This is a genomic window from Nguyenibacter sp. L1 (assembly GCF_035199985.1).
GTDB classification, from domain to species: domain Bacteria; phylum Pseudomonadota; class Alphaproteobacteria; order Acetobacterales; family Acetobacteraceae; genus Gluconacetobacter; species Gluconacetobacter vanlangensis.
The window spans coordinates 3567591-3591896 of record NZ_CP127015.1 but is presented as its reverse complement, the minus strand read 5'-3'; the positions used below and the strand labels follow the sequence as shown (position 1 = coordinate 3591896).

26 protein-coding genes are annotated in these 24306 nt (G+C 71.5%); 14 read left to right on the top strand and 12 right to left on the bottom strand.

What is annotated here, in order from left to right; all coding sequences use genetic code 11:
- Positions 1 to 10: 10 nt before the first annotated feature.
- Complete coding sequence (locus tag QN315_RS16165) at positions 11 to 1357, bottom strand: DNA recombination protein RmuC (protein WP_323990365.1); 1347 nt, start codon at positions 1355 to 1357, stop codon at positions 11 to 13.
- 46 nt (positions 1358 to 1403) lie between these two features.
- Positions 1404 to 4787 carry an AsmA-like C-terminal region-containing protein gene (locus QN315_RS16160; protein WP_323990364.1) on the bottom strand — a complete coding sequence of 1128 codons (3384 nt, stop codon included), beginning with the start codon at positions 4785 to 4787 and terminating at the stop codon, positions 1404 to 1406.
- Positions 4788 to 4951: 164 nt separating this feature from the next.
- On the opposite strand from QN315_RS16160, the gene QN315_RS16155 reads away from it, so the two are divergent.
- Together QN315_RS16155 and bcp are read left to right on the top strand one after the other, a co-directional pair.
- A complete protein-coding gene (locus QN315_RS16155) occupies positions 4952 to 8008 on the top strand; it encodes a bifunctional [glutamine synthetase] adenylyltransferase/[glutamine synthetase]-adenylyl-L-tyrosine phosphorylase (protein ID WP_408904654.1) in 3057 nt (1018 codons plus the stop codon).
- Between the two features lie 98 nt (positions 8009 to 8106).
- Positions 8107 to 8553: a thioredoxin-dependent thiol peroxidase gene (bcp, locus tag QN315_RS16150; RefSeq protein ID WP_408904540.1), complete on the top strand. Its 447-nt coding sequence runs from the start codon at positions 8107 to 8109 to the stop codon at positions 8551 to 8553.
- A gap of 53 nt (positions 8554 to 8606) precedes the next feature.
- Here bcp and QN315_RS16145 read toward each other — a convergent pair whose 3' ends face one another.
- The 4 genes from QN315_RS16145 to aat form a co-directional block, all read right to left on the bottom strand.
- A complete protein-coding gene (locus QN315_RS16145; protein WP_323990361.1) occupies positions 8607 to 8966 on the bottom strand; it encodes a hypothetical protein in 360 nt (119 codons plus the stop codon).
- A 154-nt stretch (positions 8967 to 9120) separates the two neighbouring features.
- Positions 9121 to 9666, bottom strand: coding sequence for a hypothetical protein (locus QN315_RS16140; protein WP_323990360.1), 546 nt, complete (start codon positions 9664 to 9666; stop codon positions 9121 to 9123).
- Positions 9667 to 9785: 119 nt separating this feature from the next.
- On the bottom strand, positions 9786 to 10538 hold the full coding sequence (locus QN315_RS16135; protein ID WP_323990359.1) for a hypothetical protein: 753 nt from the start codon (positions 10536 to 10538) through the stop codon (positions 9786 to 9788).
- 48 nt (positions 10539 to 10586) lie between these two features.
- Positions 10587 to 11306 carry a leucyl/phenylalanyl-tRNA--protein transferase gene (gene aat / locus QN315_RS16130; protein ID WP_323990358.1) on the bottom strand — a complete coding sequence of 240 codons (720 nt, stop codon included), beginning with the start codon at positions 11304 to 11306 and terminating at the stop codon, positions 10587 to 10589.
- Between the two features lie 149 nt (positions 11307 to 11455).
- Here aat and QN315_RS16125 point away from each other — a divergent pair, with 149 nt between their 5' ends.
- Positions 11456 to 12430 (top strand): D-glycerate dehydrogenase, encoded by a 975-nt coding sequence (locus QN315_RS16125; protein WP_323990357.1) that lies wholly within the window; start codon positions 11456 to 11458, stop codon positions 12428 to 12430.
- A gap of 46 nt (positions 12431 to 12476) precedes the next feature.
- Entirely contained in the window at positions 12477 to 12656 is a 180-nt protein-coding gene (locus tag QN315_RS16120) for a hypothetical protein (protein WP_323990356.1), read from the top strand.
- 10 nt (positions 12657 to 12666) lie between these two features.
- Here the strand turns inward: QN315_RS16120 and QN315_RS16115 are convergent, their stop codons facing one another.
- Complete coding sequence (locus QN315_RS16115; RefSeq protein WP_323990355.1) at positions 12667 to 13518, bottom strand: EcsC family protein; 852 nt, start codon at positions 13516 to 13518, stop codon at positions 12667 to 12669.
- Between the two features lie 314 nt (positions 13519 to 13832).
- Between QN315_RS16115 and QN315_RS16110 the strand changes: the two genes are divergently transcribed.
- Positions 13833 to 14357, top strand: coding sequence for a hypothetical protein (locus QN315_RS16110; RefSeq protein ID WP_323990354.1), 525 nt, complete (start codon positions 13833 to 13835; stop codon positions 14355 to 14357).
- 28 nt (positions 14358 to 14385) lie between these two features.
- On the opposite strand, the gene QN315_RS16105 is transcribed toward QN315_RS16110, so the two are convergent.
- Both QN315_RS16105 and QN315_RS16100 read right to left on the bottom strand, forming a co-directional pair.
- The gene (locus tag QN315_RS16105; RefSeq protein ID WP_323990353.1) at positions 14386 to 14862 is read right to left on the bottom strand and encodes an EVE domain-containing protein; all 477 of its coding nucleotides are present in this window, start codon (positions 14860 to 14862) and stop codon (positions 14386 to 14388) included.
- A gap of 5 nt (positions 14863 to 14867) precedes the next feature.
- Complete coding sequence (locus QN315_RS16100) at positions 14868 to 15161, bottom strand: YciI family protein (protein ID WP_176641600.1); 294 nt, start codon at positions 15159 to 15161, stop codon at positions 14868 to 14870.
- A gap of 234 nt (positions 15162 to 15395) precedes the next feature.
- Here QN315_RS16100 and QN315_RS16095 point away from each other — a divergent pair, with 234 nt between their 5' ends.
- The 8 genes from QN315_RS16095 to QN315_RS16060 all read left to right on the top strand — a co-directional run bounded on the left by QN315_RS16095 (position 15396) and on the right by QN315_RS16060 (position 21062).
- Positions 15396 to 16229, top strand: a complete 834-nt coding sequence (locus QN315_RS16095; RefSeq protein ID WP_323990352.1) for a heme ABC transporter permease — start codon at positions 15396 to 15398, stop codon at positions 16227 to 16229.
- Positions 16226 to 16414, top strand: coding sequence for a hypothetical protein (locus QN315_RS16090; protein ID WP_323990351.1), 189 nt, complete (start codon positions 16226 to 16228; stop codon positions 16412 to 16414). Before QN315_RS16095 ends, QN315_RS16090 begins: the two co-directional genes overlap by 4 nt.
- Positions 16411 to 16941: a cytochrome c maturation protein CcmE gene (gene ccmE / locus QN315_RS16085; protein WP_323990350.1), complete on the top strand. Its 531-nt coding sequence runs from the start codon at positions 16411 to 16413 to the stop codon at positions 16939 to 16941. Before QN315_RS16090 ends, ccmE begins: the two co-directional genes overlap by 4 nt.
- Before the next feature lie 6 nt (positions 16942 to 16947).
- Positions 16948 to 18927, top strand: coding sequence for a heme lyase CcmF/NrfE family subunit (locus tag QN315_RS16080; RefSeq protein ID WP_323990349.1), 1980 nt, complete (start codon positions 16948 to 16950; stop codon positions 18925 to 18927).
- Positions 18924 to 19502, top strand: coding sequence for a redoxin domain-containing protein (locus QN315_RS16075; protein ID WP_323990348.1), 579 nt, complete (start codon positions 18924 to 18926; stop codon positions 19500 to 19502). The genes QN315_RS16080 and QN315_RS16075 overlap by 4 nt, the downstream gene beginning before the upstream one ends.
- 8 nt (positions 19503 to 19510) lie before the next feature.
- Positions 19511 to 19969, top strand: coding sequence for a cytochrome c-type biogenesis protein (locus QN315_RS16070; RefSeq protein WP_323990347.1), 459 nt, complete (start codon positions 19511 to 19513; stop codon positions 19967 to 19969).
- A gap of 7 nt (positions 19970 to 19976) precedes the next feature.
- The gene (ccmI, locus tag QN315_RS16065; RefSeq protein WP_323990346.1) at positions 19977 to 20693 is read left to right on the top strand and encodes a c-type cytochrome biogenesis protein CcmI; all 717 of its coding nucleotides are present in this window, start codon (positions 19977 to 19979) and stop codon (positions 20691 to 20693) included.
- A gap of 75 nt (positions 20694 to 20768) precedes the next feature.
- On the top strand, positions 20769 to 21062 hold the full coding sequence (locus QN315_RS16060) for a hypothetical protein (protein WP_176641081.1): 294 nt from the start codon (positions 20769 to 20771) through the stop codon (positions 21060 to 21062).
- Between the two features lie 307 nt (positions 21063 to 21369).
- Here the strand turns inward: QN315_RS16060 and QN315_RS16055 are convergent, their stop codons facing one another.
- Positions 21370 to 21891 carry a hypothetical protein gene (locus QN315_RS16055; protein WP_323990345.1) on the bottom strand — a complete coding sequence of 174 codons (522 nt, stop codon included), beginning with the start codon at positions 21889 to 21891 and terminating at the stop codon, positions 21370 to 21372.
- Positions 21892 to 21972: 81 nt separating this feature from the next.
- Positions 21973 to 22179 (bottom strand): bacterioferritin-associated ferredoxin, encoded by a 207-nt coding sequence (locus tag QN315_RS16050; RefSeq protein WP_176641079.1) that lies wholly within the window; start codon positions 22177 to 22179, stop codon positions 21973 to 21975.
- Between the two features lie 218 nt (positions 22180 to 22397).
- Here QN315_RS16050 and bfr point away from each other — a divergent pair, with 218 nt between their 5' ends.
- A complete protein-coding gene (gene bfr, locus QN315_RS16045; protein WP_176641078.1) occupies positions 22398 to 22883 on the top strand; it encodes a bacterioferritin in 486 nt (161 codons plus the stop codon).
- Between the two features lie 42 nt (positions 22884 to 22925).
- On the opposite strand, the gene QN315_RS16040 is transcribed toward bfr, so the two are convergent.
- Entirely contained in the window at positions 22926 to 24095 is a 1170-nt protein-coding gene (locus QN315_RS16040) for a serine hydrolase domain-containing protein (RefSeq protein ID WP_323990344.1), read from the bottom strand.
- Positions 24096 to 24306: the final 211 nt, after the last annotated feature.

Here is a 24306-nt window from a genome sequence, read left to right as displayed (position 1 = left end):
GTACCCCGCTTCACGCACCACTAAATTCGTGTTCACCCCCGCCGGATGCATCTCCGCCGGCCTCGCCCGGTTGCTGGTCCGGTTCCTGGTCCGGTTCCGGGGTTGGGGCGGCCCGGGCGGTATCGGGCAGCGTATCGACGCCGTCCAGTCCGCGCAGTTGCCGGGTCACGACCCGCGTGCGGCGCCGTGCCTCGTCGATCGACGAGGACATGGCCGAGGCGTTGCGGGCCAGCCGTTCCAGCACGCCGTCCATCCGCAGCATCTCCTGCCGGGTGGCGCCCAGCAGGCGGGCGATGCCGTCGGTCCGGTCCTCGAGCGCCATGGTGACGTAGCCGAGATGGATCGTGCGCAGCATGGCCGGCAGCAGGCCCGGCCCCATCACGATGACCCGGCTGGTGCGCCCGATTTCGTCCACCAGCCCGGGAATGCGGGCGATTTCGGCATAGAGCCCGTCGGTGGGCAGATAGAGCACGGCGAATTCGACCGTGACCGGAGGCACGATATATTTGGCCGCGATCTTGCGCGCCTCGATCCGCAGGGTGGTCTCCAACGCGCGGCGGGCGGCGCGCTCGGCCTCGGGGTCCACGCGCTCGACGGCGTCCAGCAGGCGTTCATAGGCCTCGGTCGGGAATTTGGAATCGATGGCGAGCAGGGGGGGCGACGCGGCGCGGACCGGCATGCGCACCGCGAATTCCACGATTTCGGCGCTGCCTTCGCGCAGGCGGCAATTCGCCTGGTAGGCGCCGGGCGGCAGCACGTCGTCCAGGATGGCGCGCAACTGCGCCTCGCCCCAGCCGCCGCGCGTCTTGACGTTGGAGAACAGGCGCTTGAGGTCACCGATCTGGGCCGTCATGGCCGTGACCTCGCCCATCGCCTTCTGCATGGCGGTGAATTGTTCCAGCACCCGCTGGAACGAGGTCTGCATCTGGCGTTCCACGGCCTCGTGCAGGCGTTCGTCGACGGTGGCGCGGATCGCCTCGACCTGCCGGGCGGAGGCTTCGGCCATCTCGCGCAGGGCCTCGCCCTGGTGGATGCGGGCATCGGCGAGGTCGCGGGTGATGGCGTGGGCGATCGCGCCCAGCCGGTCGGCGACGTCGGCCCGGGACTGATCCAGGCGGGCCGCCAGCACGCGCTCGATTTCGGCCAGCCGGGCGCGCTGGGCCTCGCTGTCCGTGGCGCGGGCGGCGGCTTCGCGTTCGATCATGACATAGAGGCGGGCGAGCAGGTCGCCCTCGCCGCCGCGCCCGCCGTCTTCCGGGCGGGCGCGGCGGCGCAGCAGCAGGGCCAGCAGGATCGCCAGCAGCAGCAGGACCGCGAGGCCCAGCGCCAGCAGGCCGCCTTCCCATCCGTCGGACATGATCGTCTATCCTCCCTTCCCTGCCCCGATCCGTCCGGGCGATGCTCTACTGGACCAGGCGGCGCATCACGCCCGGCAGGAAGATCGAGAACGGGTTGACATGCAAGTCCGGCCGGTCCAGCGCGCCGCCGACCGAGAAGGTCGCGGCCAGCAGGCCGCCGCCTTTCTCGGGGCTCATCAACCGTCCGACGCCGGGCATGTGGCCGGGCAGCGCGTTCACCGCGAAGGCCGGCACGATGGTGCCCTTCAGGTTCAGCCGCGCGCGGTCGAGATCGATCGTGCCGCCGACCGTCACCCCCAGCGAGGCGTTGCCGGCCTGCCCGTCATGGATCGCGAGCGTGCCGTCACGAAAGGTCAGGGGCAGCAGGACGCGGCGGATTTCGAACCCCTGCCCGCGCGGCGCCTGCATCCAGCCATAGATCGAGGCGTTGTTGGCCAGCCGGACCGGGCGTGGCGCGTCGTGCAGCATGATCGGGCCGATGGTCAGGCTGCCGGCGAAGGGCGCCGCGGACTGGCGGTCGTCGAACACGCCCTGCAGCACCGTCGCGCCGCCGGAGAATTGCTGCGTCACGCCCAGCTTCTGCAGCATCAGCCCCAGGTCCTGGACGCTGGCCCGGAGATGCCGCCCGTCGGGCTGCGGGGTGAGGATGGCGGTGGCGGGGGACGGGCCGGCCATCGAGAAGCGCAGCCGCGTGACGCGGATGCCGTTATCCTCGACATGGGCATGCACGCCGGCCAGCGCCCCGTCGGGCGCGTAATAGAGGGTGGGCACGTCGGCATCGATCAGCCAGCTTCGCCCCGGCGGCCCCTGGACGCGGCCGGTGGCGGCGGACGGCATGTGATAGGAGGGACCCGGTTTCGGCGCGGCCGGCGCCGGGCCGGGATGCAGCAGCGGCGACAGATCCAGCACCGGAGCCTGGACGGCGACCCGCACCGGATCGGTCGCGTGCCGCGGCAGGCCGATGGTCGCATCGCCGTGCGAGCGGCCGATGCGAAAGCCGCGCAGCACCAGGGTGCGGGCCTGCCCGTCCACGACGCTGGCCCGCCCGTCGAGCTGCAGGTCGGGGCCTGTGGCGTGAATCGCCTCGACACTGGCGAGGCGGCCCTGCGCCAGCCCGATCCGGACCGAGGCATGGGCGGCCTGGCCGCGCGGCTTGGACCAGACCGGTATCGTCAGGGCGGCGTCGGCCAGGTCCAGGTCCAGCGCGACCTGGCCCGTGCCGTCGGCCAGGCGGCTGTACGCCACGTCGAGATCCGCGCTGCCGGCGAAACGCTGCCCGACCGCGTAGCCGAGCCGGTCGGCGACATCCGGCGTGAGATGGGCGCGCACCTGCGCGGATTCGCTGGTCGCCGCGTCCTTGCGGAAATCCATCATGTAGCGCAGCGTCGCCGGCATGCCGCCCAGGACCGCGGTACCGGCCAGGGTCAGGCCCCGGGTCGTGGCGTCGAGCGTGAGCGCGCCGTCATCGAGCGCGCGGTTCAGCACGACATTGCCGAGATGCACCTGCGCGAGGTCCGCGTGGCTGGACAGGCGGATATCCGCGATGTCGACCCGGTCGTCCAGCGGCAGGACCAGATGCAGCGCGACCTGGGCCCGCCCCGAGGGTCCGCTGAAACCCAGGGGGTGGCGCGACAGCAGGTTCAGCCGCGGTTCGGCCAGCAGGGCCATGATGTCGGGCAGATCGCCGTGCAATGTGGCGGCGATGTCGCCGATCTGGTCCTTGGCCAGCAGGCCGGTGATCCGCATTGACCCGTTGCCGATCGCGATGCGGCCGATGCCGGTGGCGTCCACGTTGCGGCCGGCGCGATCGACGGACTGGGTGCCGCCGGAGAAGCGGATCGACAGCGCGTCCGGCCCGTCGATGGCCAGCGTGGCGTCCACGCCGCGCATCGGCGCGATCGGCCGCAGCCAGTGCACGTCCAGGCCGGTGCCCGTGACCCCGCCGCCCAGCGTGCGCAGGCGCAGGCCGCCCCAGCCGGCATCGTTGACGCCTGTATCGTTGGCCAGGGTCGCCGCGACATGCAGCCCGTGCGCGGTGCCGGCGGTGATGTTGCGCGTGACCCAGGCACGCGCCCCCTTGGCCAGCCCCGCCGGCCAGAACGCGCCGAGCCGGGCGAAATCCAGGTCGGACAGGCTGGCGTGCAGGCTGGCGCGCAGTCTGGTGCCGGGCGGGCCGGGACGGGCCGGGCCGAAATGGATCAGGCCGGGGCGGGTAGGGCCGGTGACGTCGAGCGTGCCGTCGGCCTGGAGCACGGGATCGGCCGCCGCGGGGACGTCCGGATGGGCATCGGGGCGGTCGGACGGATGCAGGCGGGCCTGAAGCATGTCCAGCCGGATCCGCGCCGACCCGGGCAGGAGGCCGCTCGATCGGGGGCCGAAATCGGCGGACAGGCGGGCCTGGAGATCGTCGAACCGGATCGTGCCCGTGGTGCCCGGGGCCGGATCGGGGCCCGAGCCCGAGCCCGGACCTGAACCTGGACCTGGGCCGGTCGAAATCTGCCCCGCCCCGCCATGCAGGGTCAGGACGGCCGATCGCGGGCGGGCCAGCAGGCGGTGCGGGCCGGCGGCCAGGCGGATCGTGGCGTCGAAGCCGAGCGGCAGGTCGATGGCCGCGAGCTGTGGCAGGAAGGGGGCGAAGGCACGCGGGGCGACCGGCGTGCCGGCGACGTGCCAGGACAGGGCGGTTCCGTCACGCGTGCCGTCGGCCCGCAGCCGGGCCCGCAGCCCGGGGCCCGACAGGCCGAACGCGGCGGTGCCGGTGACGCCCCGCGCCAGGCCGATGCGCAGCCGGCGCAGATCGGCGGCCAGGCCGTCCAGGCGCCAGGACGTGGCCGTCCGCTGGTCGCCGAGCGTGACCGCGCCGTCGGTGACGACCAGGCGGTCGAAGAAGCGGATGTCAAGCGCCAGGGCCGCCGCCCCCCGGGTGGCAACCGCGCGGAACGGGCCGGTATCCAGCCCGACCGACCCGTCGGACGCGCGGCGCAGGGCCAGCCGGGCCCCGGAGAGGACGAGCATGCGTGGGGCGATGCCGCCATGCCACAGCGCGTCGGCATTCAGCACCAGCCGCGCGGCGCCGATCTGGTCGGCCACGACATTGTCGGGGCGCAGCAGGCGCAGATCGGTGGCCGTGACGTCCAGCGGCGCGGCCAGGCCGCGATGCAGGCCGTCCCAGCCCACGCGGACCTGCCCGACATCCAGCCGCAGGACCGGCGGCCGCCCCGCCCCGCCCGACAGGACGCGCGCGGGCAGGACCAGCCGGGCGAGCGGCGTGACGTCCAGCGGGCCCATGGCCAGGCGCACCGCCAGCCCGGCGGCGGCGGCCAGCGGCACGACGAGCAGCACCGCCGCCGCGAACAGGACGCGCCGGCGGCCCCGGCGCGCGGGGGCGGCGTCTGGAGCGGGGGGAGAGGGGCCTTGACCGCGCGTCATGGCCGTGTCCACGGTGCGCCGCGCGCGGCCGCCATCGGGCCCCCGCGCAGGCCGGATGAAGGATCATGCCCCGATCGAAGACCGCCCATGCCCGCCGGCGCGCCGAGGAGATGCCGGCGACCGAGCAGGGTCGGGCCAGCCCCCCCCGGACTGATCATGCCCGGATGGATCGCGCCCCTGTGAATCGCGCTTCTCTGGATCGTCCCTGGACCGATCGCGCCTGGCCGGCGCCGGCCGATCCGCGCGGCGCCGCGCTGCTGCGCGAGGATGTCGCGGAACTGTGGCGCGAGCACGGGCTGGATGCGGCGCTGCTGCGCGCCGCGGGGGTGGCGCCGCTGCTGGACATGCTGGGCGGCAACAGCCCGTATCTGGCCGGGCTGGCGCGCCGCGACCCCGTACCGTTCGCGCGGCTGCTGGCCGAAGGGCCGGACCGGGCGATGGGCGCGGTGCTGGACAGCCTGGCCGCCCTGTCGCCGCGCGATGCGCGCGCCGACATCGCGGCGACGATGCGCGCGGCCAAGCGGCAGGCGGCGCTGGCCATCGCCCTGGCCGATATCGGCGGGGTGTGGACGCTGGAGCAGGTGACGCTGGCGCTGAGCCGCCTGGCGGAATCGGCGCTGGAGGCGGCGGTCAGGCATCTGCTGCGCGCGGCCCACGATACGGGGCAGATCGTCCTGCCCGATCCCCGCCATCCGGCGCGCGGCAGCGGCTTCGTCGTACTGGCGATGGGGAAGCTGGGGGCGCGGGAACTGAACTACTCCTCGGATATCGACCTGATCGTGCTGTACGATCCGGCCTGTCATGCCGGGCATGAGGATCTGCGCCGGATCTTCGTCCGCATGACTAGCGATCTTGTCGGGCTGATGGAAGCGCGGGACGCCGACGGATACGTGTTTCGCACCGATCTGCGCCTGCGTCCCGACCCGTCGGCGACGCCGCCGGCCATCTCGTTCCCCGCCGCGATCACCTATTACGAAAGCCTGGGCCAGACCTGGGAGCGCGCGGCGATGACCAAGGCGCGGCCGGTGGCGGGCGACGTGACGGCCGGGCGGCGTTTCCTGCGCGCGATCGCGCCCTTCGTCTGGCGGCGGCACCTCGATTTCGCCGTCATAGACGACCTGCACGACATGAAGGCGCGAATCGACCGCCACCGCAATGCCGGCCATGCCGGCCTGTCGCGCCTGGGCGAGCGGACGGTACACGACCCGCGCCTGGCGCGCGACTGGCTGATGGGTCATGACCTGAAACTGGGACAGGGCGGGATTCGCGAGGTCGAGTTCGTGGCCCAGGCGCTGCAACTGGTCTGGGGCGGGCGCCGGCCCGAACTGCGCGACCCGACCACGTTGGGCGCGCTGCGCCGGCTGGTGCGGGCCGGCGTGCTGGACCGCCCGCGGGGCGACAGCCTGGCACGGACCTATCGCATGTTGCGGCGGGCGGAGCACCGGCTGCAGATGCAGGCCGACCACCAGACCCACAAGCTGCCGGCCACGCGGGAGGCCTTCGACGCCTTCGCCGTGTTCATGGCCGAGGAGAACGGCCGCGCGCTGGCGGGGACGATGCTGCCGATCATGCGGGATTCGCGGCGGATCTTCGAAGGCCAGTTCGCCGAGCCCGGGGGGGCCGGGCGGTCGGTCGATCCCGATGCCGAGGACCTGGCCGAGCATCTGCGCGCCGCCGGATTTGCCGAGGCCGACATCGCCGACGCGGTGAGCCTGCTGCAGCGCTGGAGCGGCAACCGGCTGCGGGCGCTGCGCTCGGACCGGGCGCGGAACCTGCTGCGCCGGCTGCTGCCGGAGATCCTGGCGCGGTTCGGCGCGCGGCGCGACCCGCTGACCTGCCTGCGGCGGTTCGATGCCATGCTGGCCCGGCAATGGGCGGGCGTGCAGTTCCTGACCCTGCTGGACCGCAACCCGGCACTGATCGACCGGATCGCCACGATCCTGGACGGGTCGCCCTTCCTGGCCGACCACTTGGCGGAGACCCCGGCCGCGCTGGACGGGCTGCTGGGCGCCGACCAGGACGGCGCGGCCGACATTCCGGCCGCGGGCCTGGTGCGGCAGCACCTGGCGCAGGCGGCGTCGACCGAGCAGGTGCTGCCGATCCTGCGCGGGCTGGTACGGGGCGAGGAATTCCGCCTGTCCTGCGCGCGGCTGGAGCACCGGATCGGGGTCGACGCCGCCAGCCGCGCGCGCACCGAACTGGCCGACGCGGTGATGCGCGGGCTGCTGGCCCGCGTGACGGCCGAGCATGTCCGCCGCTATGGCCGCGTGCCGGGCGGCGCCATGGCGGTGGTGGCGCTGGGCAAGGCCGGATCGCGCGAGATGATGCTGGGGTCGGACCTGGACCTGATGCTGGTCTTCGACCACCCGGACGACGTGACCGACAGCGTGGTGGACGCGCCCGCCCCGGGTCGGTCGTATAATGGTGCGGGAGACGGGAGCGCGGATGGCGGCCTGGCGCCGCGATCGGTGCCGGCGGGGCAGTATTTCGTCCGGCTGGCGCACGGCTTCATCGGCGCGCTGACCGCGCCGGGGCCGGAGGGACCGCTTTACGAGGTCGATATGCGGCTGCGGCCGTCCGGGTCGAAAGGACCGGTGGCGCTGTCGCTGGGGGCGTTTCGCCGCTATCACGCCGAAAGCGCCTGGACCTGGGAGCGCATGGCGCTGACCCGGGCGCGGGTGGTGGCCGGGCCGCCGGCGCTGGTCCGGGCGCTGCGCGGCGCGATCGGGGCGGCGCTGGACGGGCGGCGCGGCGCCACGCGGGCGGCGATCCTGGAGGATGCGCGGGCGATGCGCGAACGGGTGGCGCGGGAATTGCCGCCGCAAGGGCCATGGGATATCCGCCATCGGGCCGGCGGGCTGATGGACGTGGAATTCATCGCCCAGGCGCTGCAACTGGTGGCCGGCGACGCGGCGGCGCGCGACCCGAACACGCGCAAGGCGCTGCGCCGCCTGGTGCGGCAGGGGATGCTGGACCGCGGCACGGGGCGTATGCTGGAAGAGGCCGACCGGGCCTGGCGCAGCGTGCAGAGCATGCTGCGAATCCTGTTCGGCACCGCCCTGCCCGCCGATCCGGCGGCCGCCATGCCCGCCGCGACCCGCGAGATCCTGCTGCGCGAGATGGGGGCGACAACGATCGCGGAGGCGTTGCAGCAGATGGAGGCGCGCGCGGGCGCGGTGCGGGCGGCCTTCACCCGCCTGGTCGGTCCGGTCGGGGAGTGACGCGTTTTTTCATGAGGAGAATGGCGATGGCGGACGACGAGACACCGATTTTTCCAGCCCCAACTTTTCCAGCCCCAATTTTTCCAGCCCCCGGCGCAATGGCGCCGGATTTCGACATGCCGGCCAGCCGCGGGCGGCAGGTCAGCCTGGCATCGATGCGGGGGCGGCCCTTTATCCTGTATTTCTACCCCAAGGCGAACACGCCGGGCTGCACGACCGAAGCCTGCGGCTTTCAGGAGGCGCTGGCGGCGCTGGGGGGGACGGGGATTCCGGTCATCGGCGTGTCGCGCGATCCGATGAAGGCGATCGAATCCTTTGCCGACAAGCAGGGGCTGGACTTTCCGCTGGCGTCGGACGTGACCGGCGCGGTGACCGAATCCTATGGCGTGTGGGGCGAGAAGAGGCTGTACGGCCGGACATATATGGGGATCGAGCGCGCGACCTTCCTGATCGACGCGGAAGGCAGGCTGGTGCGGGCCTGGCGCAACGTCAAGGTGCCCGGCCACGTCGCCGAGGTGATGCAGGCCGCCCGAGCGGCGGCCTGAACATCTCTCCCCTGAGCGCCTTCCCGGGAACATTCCCGGGAAGGCGCTTGCGATCAATAGGCCGGATAGGCGTAGCCATAGGCCGGCGGCGCGTAGACCGTGACGGGCGGCGGGGGCGGAGGCGGCGCGACATAGACCGGCGGCGGCGCGGCGTAGGTCGGCGCGGCGATCGCGGTGCCGGCCGCGCCGAGCAGGGCGCCGCCCACCAGGCCGGCGACGAAGGCGCCCCCCGGCCCGGGACCGCGGTGATAATAGCCCGGGCCCCGCCAGCCCCAGCCGCGATCGTGCCAGCCGCGATCCCAGCCATGGTGCCAGCCGTGATCGCGCCAGTCGGCATGCGCGGCGGGCGCCACCGCGGCCAGGCCGCCGGCGACCAGGGGAACCGCCATCAGAAGACGAACCATCTTGCGCATGTTCGCAACCCTTTCATCCTTGCGCGGGAGCGGCGGACCGCCCCTGCTTCGATAAACAGAAAACAGGGGCGCCATGGCGATTTGCGGGCCGGTTGCGGGCAGGCGTGCCCTTTTTCCGTAACGAATTGTAACGGCCGATGATCGGAACGGACCATCAGGGGTGGGCGGCGGGCAGGTCTTTGAGTCCCGCCGGAATCGCGAAGACCGCGTCGGGCTGGGCCGTACGGCGCACGGTTTCGGCACGGACCATGACGTGGCCGTTCCGGGTGGCCTGCAACATCACGCCATCGTCGCTGTAGCAGACCTCGCTGGCCTGGCCGTCGGTGTCCGCGGTCTGCCAGGCGGTGCAGGGCTGGCCGGCCACCAGCATCGTCGCCCCGTGGATCCAGTTGCCGGGCGCGCGCTGTCCGGGCCGGGTGACGGCGGAGCCCGGGGCCGGGATGGTCGTGCGGACGTTGCGCGCGAGGTCGATGACCGTCAGGGTCCGGGCCCGATAGTCGGTGAGCATGTAGGTCGCCGACCCGGCGGGATCGACCCGCTGGCGCAGGGTCGCGCTGGACCAGCGCATGCGCTGGCGGATGGCGGGCACCGCCGGATCGGGCGCCGCGACGCTGTAGGTCACGTCCACGTCGCATTGCGGGGTGACGAACGGTGCGGCGGACGCGTCCGCGCCAAGGGCGTTCGCGTCAGGGGCGTTCACGTCAGGGACTGCCGCAGCCCGCGCCGGGAGGGACATGGGGAGGGGCGTGGGAAGCAAGGCTGCCGCCAGCAGCAGGCCGGCGAAGCGTCCCGCGGTCCGGGCGCCGATCGTCGGATGGATCACTGGCCGGCGCCGGGCGGGATCGCGCCGCCGGTCACCGGCCGGGCGACGTCGCCGCCCGGTCCCGTGCCGCCGGACCCCGTCCCCCCGGGTCCTGGCGCGACGCGATGCCGCGTGACCATCTGATAGCCCTCGGGCGGCTGGAACGTGCCGGCGGGGATGGGAGCGTAGGTGACGCGGGTGGCCACCAGCCGCCCCTTCATGCCTTCGGCATCCACCCCGTCCTCGCGCAGGATGACGCCGTCGGCGGTGACGCAGGCGGTCGCCGAGCCGCGGCCGGAGACGATGGCCCATTCGGTGCAATCGACGCCCGCGACGCGTGTGTCGCCCATGCGGGTATATTGCATGGACAGGTCCAGCAGGAACGGATTGCGGATGTCGGAGCCGGCGTCCAGCCGCGTATAGACCTTCTGCCGGTTCAGCACGATCGTCACCTGGCGGGCGACCCGGTCGAGGATGGTCGCGCCCATGCCTTCGGGACTGTCGATGCGCATCAGCCCGCCATTGGCGGCGAACCAGACCTGGATGGTTTTGGGCGCGGGCGCGCCTTCGGGCTGGACGCTGTAGGCGACCTGCACGTCGCGGGTCGGCGCCAAGGGCGGATGAGTTGGGGAATGAGCGGAATCGGGCGCGGGCTGGGCGTCCGCCCGCGCGATTCCGGCCCCGACTCCCGCCCCGATTCCCACGAGGAGCAGCGCCCCGGCCATCATTCCGGGCCGTCCGGCGGCGCGGCGCGGCATCAGGTTGATCATCGGCGTTTCCTTCTTTCCGGTCTGTCCGTATTTCAGCCGCCGGGGAGTCTATCCGCTTCCGTCCGAGGTGCGAAATGCGCCGCGCAGGGCGGCCATTTCGTCGCGAATCGCGCCAGCGGTGCCGGCGGCCCGGTCGTCGGGCCAGCGGGCGGGCACGGACAGGGCCCGGGCCAGGCGCCGCTTGTAGCGCCGGGCGGGTATTTCGATCCCGCCGAACTGGGCCAGATGGCTGGTGCCGAACTGGGTGTCCAGCAGGGTGAAGCCGCCCAGGCGCAGCCGCGCCGCCAGCGAGAGCAGCGCCGCCTTGGAGGCGTCGCGGGCGCGGCTGAACATGCTTTCGCCGAAGAAGGCGCCGCCGATGGCGACCCCGTACAGCCCGCCGACCAGCCTGCCGTCCTGCCAGGTTTCGACCGAATGGGCGTGGCCGCGCGCATGCAGTTCGCAGAACAGGCGGATGATCCGGTCGTTGATCCAGGTGGTCTCGCGCCCCGGCGCCGGGGCGGCGCAGGCGCGGATAGTCGCCTCGAAATCGCGGTCGGCGACGATGTCGAACTGGCCGGACAGGACGGTGCGGACCAGGCGGCGCGGCGCGTGGAACCCATCGAGCGGCAGGATGCCGCGCATCTGCGGATCGTACCAGTCCAGATGGTCGGTCCCGGCATCGGGCGCCATGGGAAACAGGCCGACCGAATAGGCGCGGATCATCAGGTCCGGCGTGACCGCCATGGCGCCGTCCCCCGAATCCTGGCCCGAATCCTGGCTGGTCATGCGGCGTCTCCCCGAGGTTCCGATCCCGACTGATGCTCCGATCCCGGCCGGCTGGCGCGTCTGGACAGGACAGGGCAATGATTCGATCCTGAGATGGACACGTGTCGGAGCCTGACAAGCCGGCATCGTCCGACCAGAGAGGCCCCGCCATGTCCGCGATCCGTCCGCGCCTGATCCATTCCCAGCGCCTGCCCGCCGCCGTGGCCGCGCGGATCGCCCGCGATTACGACGCGCCGCCGCCGCCCGGCCACAAGCTGACGCCGGCCGAACTGGTGGCGCTGGCGCAGGCGTTCCGTCCGGATGCGGTGATGGTGACCACCGGCACGCCGGTGACGGCCGAAACGGTCGCGGCGCTGCCGGACAGCGTGCGGGTGATCGCCACCATCAGTGTCGGCACCGACCATCTGGACATTTCCGCCATCGCCGCGCGGGGCCTGGCGCTGACCTATACCCCCGACGTGCTGACCGATTGCAATGCCGACCTGACGATGATGCTGATCCTGGCGGCGGCGCGGCGCGGGGCGGAATATCTGGGCGTCATGCAGGCGGGATGGGGCCGGTCCTTCGGCATGGAGGAGATGCTGGGGGTGCGCGTCACGGGCAAGACGCTGGGCATTGTCGGCATGGGGCGAATCGGCCGGGCCGTGGCGCAGCGGGCGCGCGGATTCGACATGAAGATCCTGTATTCCAACCGCCGGCGGCTGGCGCCGGAGCTGGAAGCGGGTGCCACCTATTTCGCCGACATGCGCGAGATGCTGCCGCATTGCGACATTCTGAGCCTGCACATGCCCGGCGGCGCGGCGGCGGCGCCGGTCATCACCGCCGAGACCCTGGCGCTGCTGCCGAAGGGGGCGATCTTCGTCAATGCCGCGCGCGGCAGCCTGGTGGACGAGGACGCGCTGATCGCCGCGCTGTCGGACGGGCGGCTGGCGGCGGCGGGGCTGGACGTCTACCGCAACGAGCCGCGCCCCGATCCGCGCCTGCTGGGCCTGCCGAACCTGTTCATGACCCCCCATATGGGTAGCGCCACGCTGGAGACGCGGACCGACATGGGCATGCTGGCGCTGGACAATATCGACGCGGTGCTGGCCGGCCGGGCCGCCGTTACCCCGGTGCCGGCGTGACGGCCCGGCCGGGCCGCCCGACCGGGCGAAACACAGAGGAAACCCCATGCCCATTCATATTTCCCCGTCCATCGGCTTCCTGGTCGCCTGCCTGGGCGGTGCCGCGCTGGCGGGCGTGCTGATGCTGGTGGCGCCCCATTACCTGCGCATGGCGCAGATCATGGGGGCGTTCTATCTGGCGGCGGCGGCGCTGGCGGCGCTGCGCGAGGCGATTCGCCCCGGCTGAACCCCGCGCCTCAGAAACTGGCGCTGGTCATGTTGGCCTTGAGGTGTTCGGCGGTGCGCCGGACCTCGGGCCCGTGTTCGCGTTCCAGCCGCCGGATGGTGAAATGCGCCCGGGCCAGGGCGCGGTAATGCGACAGGAAGGCGGCGTTCAGCGAGGCGCCGCACAGCGCGCCGGCCACCGGCATCATCTGCACCGCGAATTTGCGCGACAGGCCCAGCCCGTAATGGGTCGCGACCTCGGACACCAACATGACCACCGGGCGGCCGCGCAGCATGGCGCGGGCCGAGAAATAGCCCAGTTCGCTTTCCTCGTCCGCCGCCCCGACCGGGAAGGCGCGCAGGGCGAACACTTCGAGACAGGCGCGATGGGTGTCGGGATCGGAGAGGCTTTCCCCTTCCTCCCGCGCGATGCGGGCGATTTCGCGCATGATGGTCAGGGTGGTGAAGGTGATGTCGGGCACCAGGCCGGGCAGGCCGGCGAAGCCGCCCACCGCGCCGGAGACGGCCACCGCCGCCTGGATGGCCGGGTCGCGCCAGGACGGGGCTGGGGATGGGGCCGAGGATGGAGCCGGAGACAAGGACGGGGGCTGAGCCGAGTCGCGCATGCCCGTGATAGCGACGTCGAAGGCGCGCGAGATCGCGGCCTCGGCGATGCCCTTCAGCTTGGCCTGCACCGTGGGGGCCATGCCCAGGCCGCGCAGGCCAAGCCGGGCCGCCTGCCCCACCGCCCCGCCCATCAGGTCGGCGAGGCGCACCAGCACGCCGCGGCCCGATTCGACGCGCTCCAGCGCGCTCTGCAATTCGGCGATGGCCGAGGCGTCCAGCACCAGCGGGGCGATCTCACCCCCGGTTCGATTGGTCATTCCCCGTTCCTCCTGCCCGCATCCGGCCGCGTCCGCGCCCGGGCGCCGCCCGCCGGCATGGCGTGGCGGCGGATCCACAATGCCCCGCCAATCGGAGCGAAACCTGCCTGTACGTCCATATTACCCCTCTCGCAAATGCGCCGTCACGCCGTATATGGTTGTGATTGCAGGGACGACATGGCCGCGCCGCCCGCTGGGGACGCGGCCCTGGTCCGACGAGACATGCGTTGACGAGACATTAGGTTGACCCGGACATACGTTGACCTGGGGGAGACGACCGCCCTTTACATACGGCCGCATGCAAGGAGATCCGAATGGACCCGATGATAGCCACACGGCGCCCCGGGCGCCCGCGCCTGGCGCCCCTGCTGGCCGCCGCGGCGCTGCTGGCGGCCGGCCCGGCGGTCGCGGCCCGGGCGGCATCCCACCATCACAAGGCCGCGCCGGCGCAGGACACGACGGTACACCCGATCCTTGGCGACAATGCGGCGGCCAGGGCGGCGGCCAGGCCCGACCCCACCGTCGATCCGGACAACCCGCCCGCGCCGCCGCCGCCCGACGGCTATCAGGTGGTGCAGGACGAGGACGTGACCGCCCAGTCCTTCAGCCCGCGCGTGACCGCCACCGGGGGGCCCGGCCTGCCGTCGATCGAGGCCAGGCAGACGCCGCGCGAGGCCAACAATGTGCCGTCGCATTTCAGCCTGTTCGGGGTGCCGGTGAAGTTCAACGCGCCGGTGGCCCCGCCCTATAACGCGTCCTTCATGTATTCGACCTATGCCGGGCAGCCGGGACGCGGCTATGACGCGCCCAGCGCCGAGGGGGCGGCCGGCCAGCCCTGACCGGCCGCGCCTTCGGGAGGGCGGGCCGTCAGCCGGCGGTCCAGCCGCCCATCCGGCACAGGTGCGCCCAGTGCGCGTCGGACACCGGCACTACCGACAGGCGCGACTGGCGGACCAGGGCCAGGTCGGCCAGCGCCGGATCGGCCTTGATCGCCGCCAGGGTGACGGGGCGGGGCATCGGCCCGACCGCGCGCACATCGACGCAGATCCAGCCGCCACCCTTGGTCGCGGACTTGGCCGACGCGGACCCGGCCGACGCGGACTCGGGGGACGCGGATTCGCCGGACGTGGGGTCCGGATAGGCTTCGCGGACGATTTCCACCACGCCCACGATCTCCTTGCCGATATTCGAATGATAGAAGAAGGCGCGATCGCCCAGGCGCATGTTCATCATGTTGCGCCTGGCCTGGTAATTGCGCACGCCGGTCCAGGGCTCGACCTTGTTGGCGACCTGCTGGTCCCAGGAAAACGCGTCGGGCTCGGACTTGACCAGCCAATATGCCATCGCGCCTATTCCACCAGCGCGCCGTCGCGGAACACGGCGCGGAAGGCGCGGATCACCACGCTTTCGAACACGTCGGCCTTGGCGTAGGGATCGCTCGCGGCGAAGCCCTCGGCGGCGGCGCGGTCCTCGACATCGACCAGCAGCAGGCTGCCGCAGGGGCGGCCGTCGAGGCCGAGCAGGGGGCCCGCCTGGAGGATGCGCTCCTGATAGGCCTGCAGATAGGCCAGATGCTGCGGCCGGGTGGCCATGCGCGTGTCCAGCGCGCCCGGCTTGTCGGTGCAGATGATCGCGAAAAGCATGGAAGACCCTTTCAGTCCAGTCCCGGCCGGGAAAGCCGGCCAGGACCAAACGCTCGACATTATAAGGCGATCATATAAGGCCGTCCGGTATATGAACAATCTGCCATGATCGGCAGAGCCCGTGCCTTTCGTCGCATGATGGTGTAGGAGCGGGGAGCGAAACGCCTCCACCCCGTCGCAAGACGGACGCAACGACAGGAGCCTTCCGCGGGACGTGGAGGGAACAGGATCGTCTTGAACGCCACGCAGAGCCTGACCGCACGCACGGGCAATTTCTTCCATCGCTATGCCAATCCGGGGCGGTTTCTCCGGCTGGGCGCGCGCCTGCAGCCCTGGCTGACCTGGCCGGCGCTGGCGCTGTCGGCGGCCGGCATCGTCTGGGGGCTGTTCTTCTCGCCCGCCGACTGGCAGCAGGGCGACAGCGTGCGCATCATGTACGTGCATGTGCCGGCGGCGTGGCTGGCCTCGTCGGGCTATATGGCGCTGGCGGTCTGTTCGCTGCTGTCGCTGGTGTGGCGCCACCCGCTGGCGGACCTGGCGGCGGTGGAGATCGGGCCGGTGGGCGCCGCGGTGACCGCCGTCTGCCTGGCCACCGGGTCGCTGTGGGGCAAGCCGATGTGGGGCGCCTGGTGGGTATGGGATGCCCGCCTGACCTCGGTGCTGGTGCTGTTTTTCCTGTATCTGGGCCATATCGCGCTGATCCGCGCGTTCGACGAGCCGCAGCGCGGCTATCGCGCGGCGGCGATCCTGGGCCTGGCGGGCGCGATCGACCTGCCGATCATCAAATTCAGCGTGCAATGGTGGAACACGCTGCACCAGCCCGACAGCATCACCCTGACCGGCGCGCCGACCATGTCGCTGGCGATGCTGTGGCCGCTGCTGGTCTGCACGCTGGGCTTTACGCTGGGATTCGCCGCCATCGTGGTGGCGCGGCTGCGCGCCGCGGTGATGGAAAGCCGCGTGCGCGCCGCCCTGGCCAGCCGCCGCGGCCGGAGCAACATGCCAGAGAACGACATGCCGGAGAGCGGCGCGCCCGGCCGGGTAGACCTGGACGGAGCGATGGCATGACCCACCTGCCCTATATCGCCGCGTCCTATGGGCTGGCCCTGGGGCTGGCGGTCCTGCTGGGCGGCAATGCCGCGCTGCGGCTGCGCCGGGCCAAGGCGCGCCTGGCCGGCCTGGACGCGGCCGCGCGCGGACGGCGTAGCGCGTCCTTTTCCCGTGACGAGGCCCGCGACGGGGGCGCGCCATGACCCGCAAGAGCCGGCGGCTGTGGCTGGTGGGCGCCTGCCTGGTCGGGCTGGGGACGGCGACCGCGCTGACCCTGAACGCGTTTTCGTCCAATATCGTCTTCTTCATGGCGCCGTCGCAGGTGCGTGTCCGCCCGCCGCCGCCCGACCGGACGATCCGGCTGGGCGGCATGGTGGTGGCGGGGTCGGTGCGGCGCCAGACGGTGCGCGACACGCCGGTCGCGCTGTTCGACGTGACCGACGGGCAGGCGGCGGTGACCGTGCGCTATGAAGGCATCCTGCCCGACCTGTTCCGCGAGGGGCAGAGCGTGGTGGCGGTAGGCAGCGTGGCGCGCGACGGGTCGTTCCGCGCCAGCGAGGTACTGGCCAAGCACGACGAGACCTATATGCCCAAGGAAGTCGCCGAGGCCCTGCGCCGCAGCGGCAAATGGGACCCGCGCTATGGCCGGCCGCCCGACGCGGCAAGCTGGAACGGCATGACCGTGAGCGACGCGCGCAAGGACGACGCGCCGCGGCCGCATGGAAGCTGACCGATCATGAATCCGGAACTGGGAAATTTCGCGCTGGCGCTGGCCTGCTGCCTGGCGGGCGGCCAGGCGGTGTTGCCGCTGGTGGGAGCGCAGCGGCGCGATGCGCGGCTGATGGCGCTGGCGCCCGCGCTGGCGGTGGGGCAGTTGCTGGCGCTGGGCTTTTCCTTCGCCTGCCTGGTCGATGCGGCGATCAGCGACGATTTTTCGGTGCAGAACGTGGCGGCCAACAGCGCGGTCGCCAAGCCGCTGCTGTACAAGATCACCGGCGTGTGGGGGAACCATGAGGGGTCGATCCTGCTCTGGGCCCTGATCCTGGGGATCTGCGGCGGGGCGGTCGCCCTGTTCGGGCGCAACCTGCCGTCGGCCCTGCGGGCGCGGGTGATCGCGGTGCTGGGCGGGGTGTCGGCGGGGTTCCAGCTTTTCTGCCTGACGACGTCCAATCCGTTCGACCGGGTCTGGCCGGCGCCGCTGGACGGCCAGGGGATGAACCCGCTGCTGCAGGACCCCGGCCTGGCGTTCCATCCGCCGATTCTCTACACCGGCTATGTCGGGTTCGCCGTGCCCTTCGCCTTCGCCGTCGCGGCCCTGATCGAGGGGCGGGTGGATGCCGCCTGGGGACGCTGGGTGCGGCCCTGGGCGGTGGCGGCCTGGTGCTTCCTGACCTGCGGCATCGCGCTGGGGTCGTGGTGGTCGTACTACGTGCTGGGCTGGGGCGGGTACTGGTTCTGGGACCCGGTGGAGAACGCGTCGCTGATCCCGTGGCTGACGGGCACCGCGCTGGTGCATTCGGCCATCGTGGTCGAGAAGCGCGAGGCGCTGAAGATCTGGACCGTGCTGCTGGCGATCGGCACCTTCTCGTTCTCGCTGTCCGGCACGTTCCTGGTGCGGTCGGGCATCCTGAATTCGGTCCATGCCTTTGCCAACGACCCGGCGCGCGGGGTGTTCATCCTGGGGCTGCTGGCGCTGGTGATCGGCGGGTCGCTGCTGCTGTTCGCCGTGCGGGCGCCGTCGCTGGTCGCGGGCGGGCTGTTCGCCCCCGTCTCGCGCGAGGGGCTGCTGGTGGTGAACAACATCCTGCTCTGCTCGATCTGCGCGGTGGTGCTGACGGGGACGATGTATCCGCCCTTCATGTCGCTGCTGTTCGGCAGGACGATTTCGGTCGGCAAGCCGTTCTTCGACGCCACGACGGTGCCGCTGACGATCCCGCTTCTGGCCTTCATGGGGTTCGGCCCGATGATGCCGTGGAAGCGCGCGCAGCTCTGGCCGATCCTGCGGCGGCTGTGGTGGGCGGGCGTGGCGATGCTGGCCGCGTTCGTCCTGCTGGCCTGGCGGATCGGCGACGTGCTGCCGCTGCTGGCCGCCACGGGGGCGGTGTGGGTGATCGCTGCCAGCGTCGCCGACATCGCCGAGCGCATCCGGCTGTTCCGCCTGCCGCCGGCGGCCAGCCTGCAGCGCGCGCGGCTGCTGCCGCGGGCGGCGCTGGGCGCGGCGCTGGCCCATGCGGGGGTCGGGGTCAGCGTACTGGGGCTGGCGGCGATGTCGCAGGCGCAGCACAGGATCGTGGAAGTGCGGGTGGGCCAGACCGAGATGCTGGCGGGCGATGCCTGGACCCTGACGGCGGTGCGGGCCGCGCCGGGACCGAACTATACGGCGCTGATCGCGACCATCGAGGTGCGGCATGCCGGCCGGCTGGTGACGGTGCTGCATCCGTCCAAGCGGACTTTCGCCAGCCAGAACCAGACGACCACCGAAGTGTCGATCCATACCAACCTGATGTCCGACCTGTACGGCGTGCTGGGCGACCGGCATGGCAGCGACGCCGATCCGACCTATGTGCTGCGGCTGCATTACAACCCGCTGGCGCCGTGGATGTGGCTGGGCGGGCTGATCATGGCGCTGGGCGGGGCGCTGTCGCTGTCGGACCGCCGGGTCCGCGTCGGCGCGCCGCGCCGTGCCGCCGCCCCCGCGATGGTGGCCGCGCAATGAGCGGCGCGGCGGAGGGGGCCGGGATCGCGCGGCGGCGGCTGCTGATGGCGGCGCCGCTGGCCGGGGCCGGCCTGGCCGGCGTCGCGTTCTGGCGCATGCTGTCGGGCATGAGCCGGGGCTCGTTCGATCCGCACGACATCCACGCGCCGGTGCTGAACCGGCCGGTGCCGGATTTCGCCCTGCCCGGCCAGGCGCCGGGCCAGGGTTTCGGGGCGGCCGACCTGCGCGCCCTGACGGCGCCGGTGCTGGTGAATTTCTTTGCGTCCTGGTGCATTCCCTGTGTCGCGGAGATGCCCGCGCTGAACCTGCTGAAGGCGCGGCTGCCGATCTGGGGCATCGCGTACAAGGACAAGCCCGAGGATGCGGCCGGTTTCGTGCGCCGGGCCGGCAATCCCTATACGCGGATCGCCAGCGACCTGCCGGGCCTGACGGCCATCGATTGGGGGGTGTCGGGGGTACCGGAATCCTATCTGATCGGGCCGGGCGGGGTGATCCGCTGGCATAACGCGGCGGCGCTGGATGACGGGACGATCCGCGACACGCTGCTGCCGCTGGCCGCCGGGCTGCGCCGATGAGGGCGCGGATGCGCCGGCTGGCGTTCGCCCTGGCCGTCCTGTCCATCCTGTCGCCGCTGGCGGCGGCGGCGGTGGACGATCCGGCGGAGATGCTGCCCGATCCGCGCCAGGAAGCGCGGGCCGAGGCGATCGGGTCGCAACTGCGCTGCCTGGTCTGCCAGAACGAATCCATCGAGGACAGCAGCGCCGGCCTGGCGCGCGACCTGCGCCACGTGGTGCGCCAGCACGTGCTGAAGGGCGAGACGAACCGGCAGGTCATCGACTGGATGGTCGGGCGCTATGGCAATTTCATCCGGCTGCGGCCGCCGCTGACCGTCGGCACGGCGCTGCTGTGGGCCATGCCGGTGCTGGCGCTGCTGGTGGGGGGGATCGTGGCCGCCCTGTCCTTCCGCCGCCGCCGCCCCGCCCCTGCCCCGCTGAGCGATGCCGAGCGGGCGCGGCTGACCGACCTGACTGAAGCGCGCTGAGATTGGCATGATCTGGATTGGTATTGTCTTGCTGAGCGCCGCGGTGCTGCTGCCGTCGCTGACGATCTTCCGCCGCGCGAGGGTGCGCGACGAGCGGGATTCCGCGCTGATGCTGCATCGGGCGCAACTGGTCGAGCTGGACCGGGACCGGCAGGACGGGCTGATTGCCGAAACCGAGCATGCGGGCGCGGCGCTGGAGATCCAGCGCCGGCTGCTGGCCAGCGATGCGGCGCGGCCCCGCACTTCCGGGCAGCGCATTCCCGCGCCGGTGCTGGCGGTGGCGCTGCTGCTGATCCCGGCGTCGGCGACCGGGCTGTACCTGCTGTGCGGCCATCCGTCGCTGCCCGCGCAGCCGCTGGCGCCGCGCCTGGCGGCGCTGCACGCGCAGGACAGGCGCGACGAGACCCTGCTGACGCAATTGCGTGCCGGGCTGGCGCGCATGGCGCCGGACGATCCGAACCGTTTCCAGGGCTATCTGCTGCTGGGCCAGGCCGAGGCCGCACGCGGCCATTATGCCGACGCGGCTTCGGCCTGGCGGGCGGCGACCGCGATCCAGTTCATCCCGGAGGTTGCGGCGCGGGCCGCCGAGGCGCAGACCTTGGCGGACGGCCATGTCTCACCCGAAAGTGCCGCGCTGTTCCGCCGCGCGCTGGATGCCGCGCCCGCCGACGCGCCCTGGCGCATGGCGGCCGAACAGCGCATCGCCGAATCCGAGCATCAGTGAGCGCGCCGTCCTGGCCCCACCCTGGCCCCCGCCCAGGTCCCCGCCCTGGCCCCCGATTATCGTGAGCCCCGATTCATGAGCCTTCAGCCCGTCGCCAGCAGCATCGCGCAATGCCCGCTCTGCCACCGGCCCGTCCGGGGCACCGTGGAAGCCTGCCCCCATTGCGGGGCCGAGCGCCATTTCGGCCCGACCTGGCGCGAGAGCCTGACCTGTGTCGCAATCGGGCTGGCGATCGGGCCTGCGGCCATCATGCTGGCGGGAGCCGGGTGGCGGATGGCGGCGCTGGCCGGGGCGATCGGCGTGATGCTGGGTTTCTTCGTCGCCCATTCGCGCCATGCCGGCGATCGCTGGATGCCGCCCAGGAGCTGAGTCGGCGGCCGATCATAGGTGTGTTTCCGGCGGCCGGAGGATGGCCCTTGCGCGGCAAGGCGAGGGCGCTGCCCTCGACCCGCAAGGGGTCGCGGACCCCTTGACCCCAATCTGTTGATACATCTGCGGCCCCCAAGACCGCCGGCCAGAGCATCATCCGACAGCATCATCCGACCGGATGGACTCGTCCGGTCGGATAAAGATGCTCGATAAAACAATGAGCTAGTGTCCTTTCAGGACACTAGAATCAATATTTTAGTGGCCTGCTGATCCGAGAAATTCTCATAAGAATTTCCCGGGCAGGACATTAGGGCGAGCCCTGTTCCTGCATGCGGCCGAAGCGTGCGCGGGCGGCCTGGCGGTGGCCCGGGGGGCGGATTTCGCACGAGATCAGGTAGATTCCGGCGACGAAGATGATATTCGCCAGCGAATTGAACCACAGCGCGATCTCGAAATGCGGGGGGGCGGTCGCGCCCTGGTAGATCGCGTAGACGGCGAACGGGATCGACAGCGGCCGCATGCCGGCCAGCATCACCCGCAGCGGATTGAGATGGCCGGGGCGCACCAGCGGCCGGACCCGGTTGATGCCGGTATAGAAGGCCAGGCCGAGGCACCAGACCAGCACGTTGAACATGGCGTCGCTGAGCGACATGTGGCCGATGACGATCATCGCCACGATCGACGCCGCCGACAGCATGATGGCGCCGAACTGGAAGCTCATGCCCAGGGCCATTGCGGACAGGGATTCGGGCAGGCGGTCGGCGAAAGGCTGGAAGACCCTATCCAGCAGCCAGCCATCGAACTGATTGACGCGATCACCAAGAGACATGGGGCCCTTGTATCAAGGGTGCGTCGCGACCGCATCCCCTTTTGGCCGTTGAGTCCGGGGATGCGTGGTCGGGTTTCACGGTCAGGTTGCGGGAGCCAGGTCCGCGAGGTCTGCTTCGGCGCGTGCCTGGATGGCCCGGCGCAGCAGGCACAGCACGCCCGGCACGCAATTGCCGCACTGCGCGCGGCAGCCCTTGGCGGCATAGATTTCGCCCGGGCGGGTGGCGCCCCCGGCAACGGCATCGTGCAGATCGCGGTCGGTCAGCATGTTGCAAGAGCAGACAAACATGGAAGGTCCCATTTCCGTGCCTGCTGCTTCAACCATAAGTGATAATGATTCGCAATATCATTCTTAACATCCCGGACGAAGGGGCGATCCGCCACTGGCGCCGCGGGCGGCCGGCGGGCAACTTTACGCGTCCGGGGGAGTCTGTCCGATCAACGGGGCCGATCAACGGGGCCGATCGATAGGGCCGAGCCCCCGCCCGCAGCGCACAAGGAGTCGCGATGATCAAGGATCCGCAAGTCATCGACCATCTGAACACCCAACTGACCAACGAGCTGACGGCGATCAACCAGTATTTCCTGCATGCCCGCACCCTGCGCCACTGGGGCGTCACCAGGCTGGGCAAGCATGAATATGACGAGTCGATCGAGGAGATGCGCCATGCCGACTGGCTGATCGAGCGGATCCTGTTCCTGGGCGGACTGCCGAACGTGCAGCGGCTGAATACGATCCTGGTCGGGCAGTCGGTCGAGGAGATCCTGCAATGCGACCTGAAACTGGAGGAGAAGGCGCTGCAGGATCTGCGCGACGGGATCGCCTATTGCGAGTCGGTGCGGGACTATGTGTCACGCGATCTGCTGTTGAAGATCCTGGACAATGAGGAAGAGCATGTGGATTTCCTGGACCGGCAGTTCGACCTGATCCGGCAGATCGGCATCGAGCGCTATATCCAGTTGAATGCGGCGTCGGCCCCGGATCAGGAATAACGGGAACGGGGGCGGCGGGGTGGGGTGTCTCCGCCCCTGTCCCTATACGCCGTAGACCGCGTCGCGCACTGCATCGGGGTAGGCGCCGGCCATGCCGGCCAGCGCGGTGTTGCTCATCATCACGATCGTGGTGGCGCGGTCGGGATCGACGATCCATTGATGGCCGTAGACGCCGCCCCAGGTGAAGGCGCCGCGCGAGAGCGGGCTGCGCGCGCGGGCCGGGTCGTCCACCAGGGCGGCGCCGACGGCGAAGCGCATGCCCTGGTCCAGCGGGCCCATCGGCAGGTCGCCGATGGCGTTTTGCCTGAACAGGGCGGCGCTGGCCGCCGAGAGGATCGGGCCGCCGCCCGTCCGCAGGGCTTCGAGGAAACGCAGGAATTCCTCAGCGGTGCCGACCATGCCGGCGCCGCCGGACGGATAGGAGGCGGCATCGCGCACCCGGTCGGGGGCGAAGACGATTTCGCTGGTGCCGCCGTCGGGCAGGATGCGCGGCATGACGTAATGCGCGCCCATCGCGACGGGCGCCGGGCGCGCGTCGGCATAGGCGGCGGCCAGGCCGGCGGTGCCGGGCACCGAAAATCCGCTGCGTGTCCAGCCCAGCTTCGCGCCGATATGGCGCTGCACCAGGTCGGGCAGGCCGGCGTCGCCCACCCGTTCCAGCACCCCGCCGACGACGTCCAGCGCCAGCGAATAGGCCCAGCCCTGCCCCGGCGCGAACAGCAGGGGCACCGAGGCCAGGCGGGCCAGATTGTCCGCGAGCGCCATGCCCGGCTGGGCGATGCCGTCCGACACCCCGGCGCGCGCATAGGGATTGTCGTTGCGCGGAAAGGCGAAGCCGTAGGACAGGCCGGCCGTATGGGTCAGCAGATGGCGCAGGGTGATGACCGGGACCGAGCCGTCGGCGCAAGGCGGCCGGAAATCGGGCAGGAAGCGCGTGACCGGATCGTCGAGCGTCAGGCGGCCCTGTTCGGCCAGCGCCAGGGCCAGCGCGGTCACCACCGGCTTGGTCAGCGAGGCCAGGCGCATCGGCGTGTCGGGCCGCATCTCGGTCCCCGCGTCGCGATCCGCCAGGCCGGCGCTGCACCTGACGACCGGCGCGCCGTCGACCGAGACCAGCACCACCGCGCCCACCAGCCGCGCCCGCGCCACGGCGCCCCGGACCACGCCGGCCACGCGTTCGGCCATGCCCGCGACGGGCAGAGGATTGGTCATGGCGTGTCCTTTCGTTCCGCGTCGTTCCGCACGCCGGGATGATCCGGCAGGACGAGGGTATCACGGCAGCGACCGAAGGCGGCAGCCATGGTTTTCAGCCATGGTTTTCAGGGAGGCCGCGCGGGTCTAGGCTGTCGGGGCCATCGAGGAGTACCCAGCGCATCATGACCGCCCGTTTGGCCACCACCGCGTTAAGCCTTTCCCTGGCCCT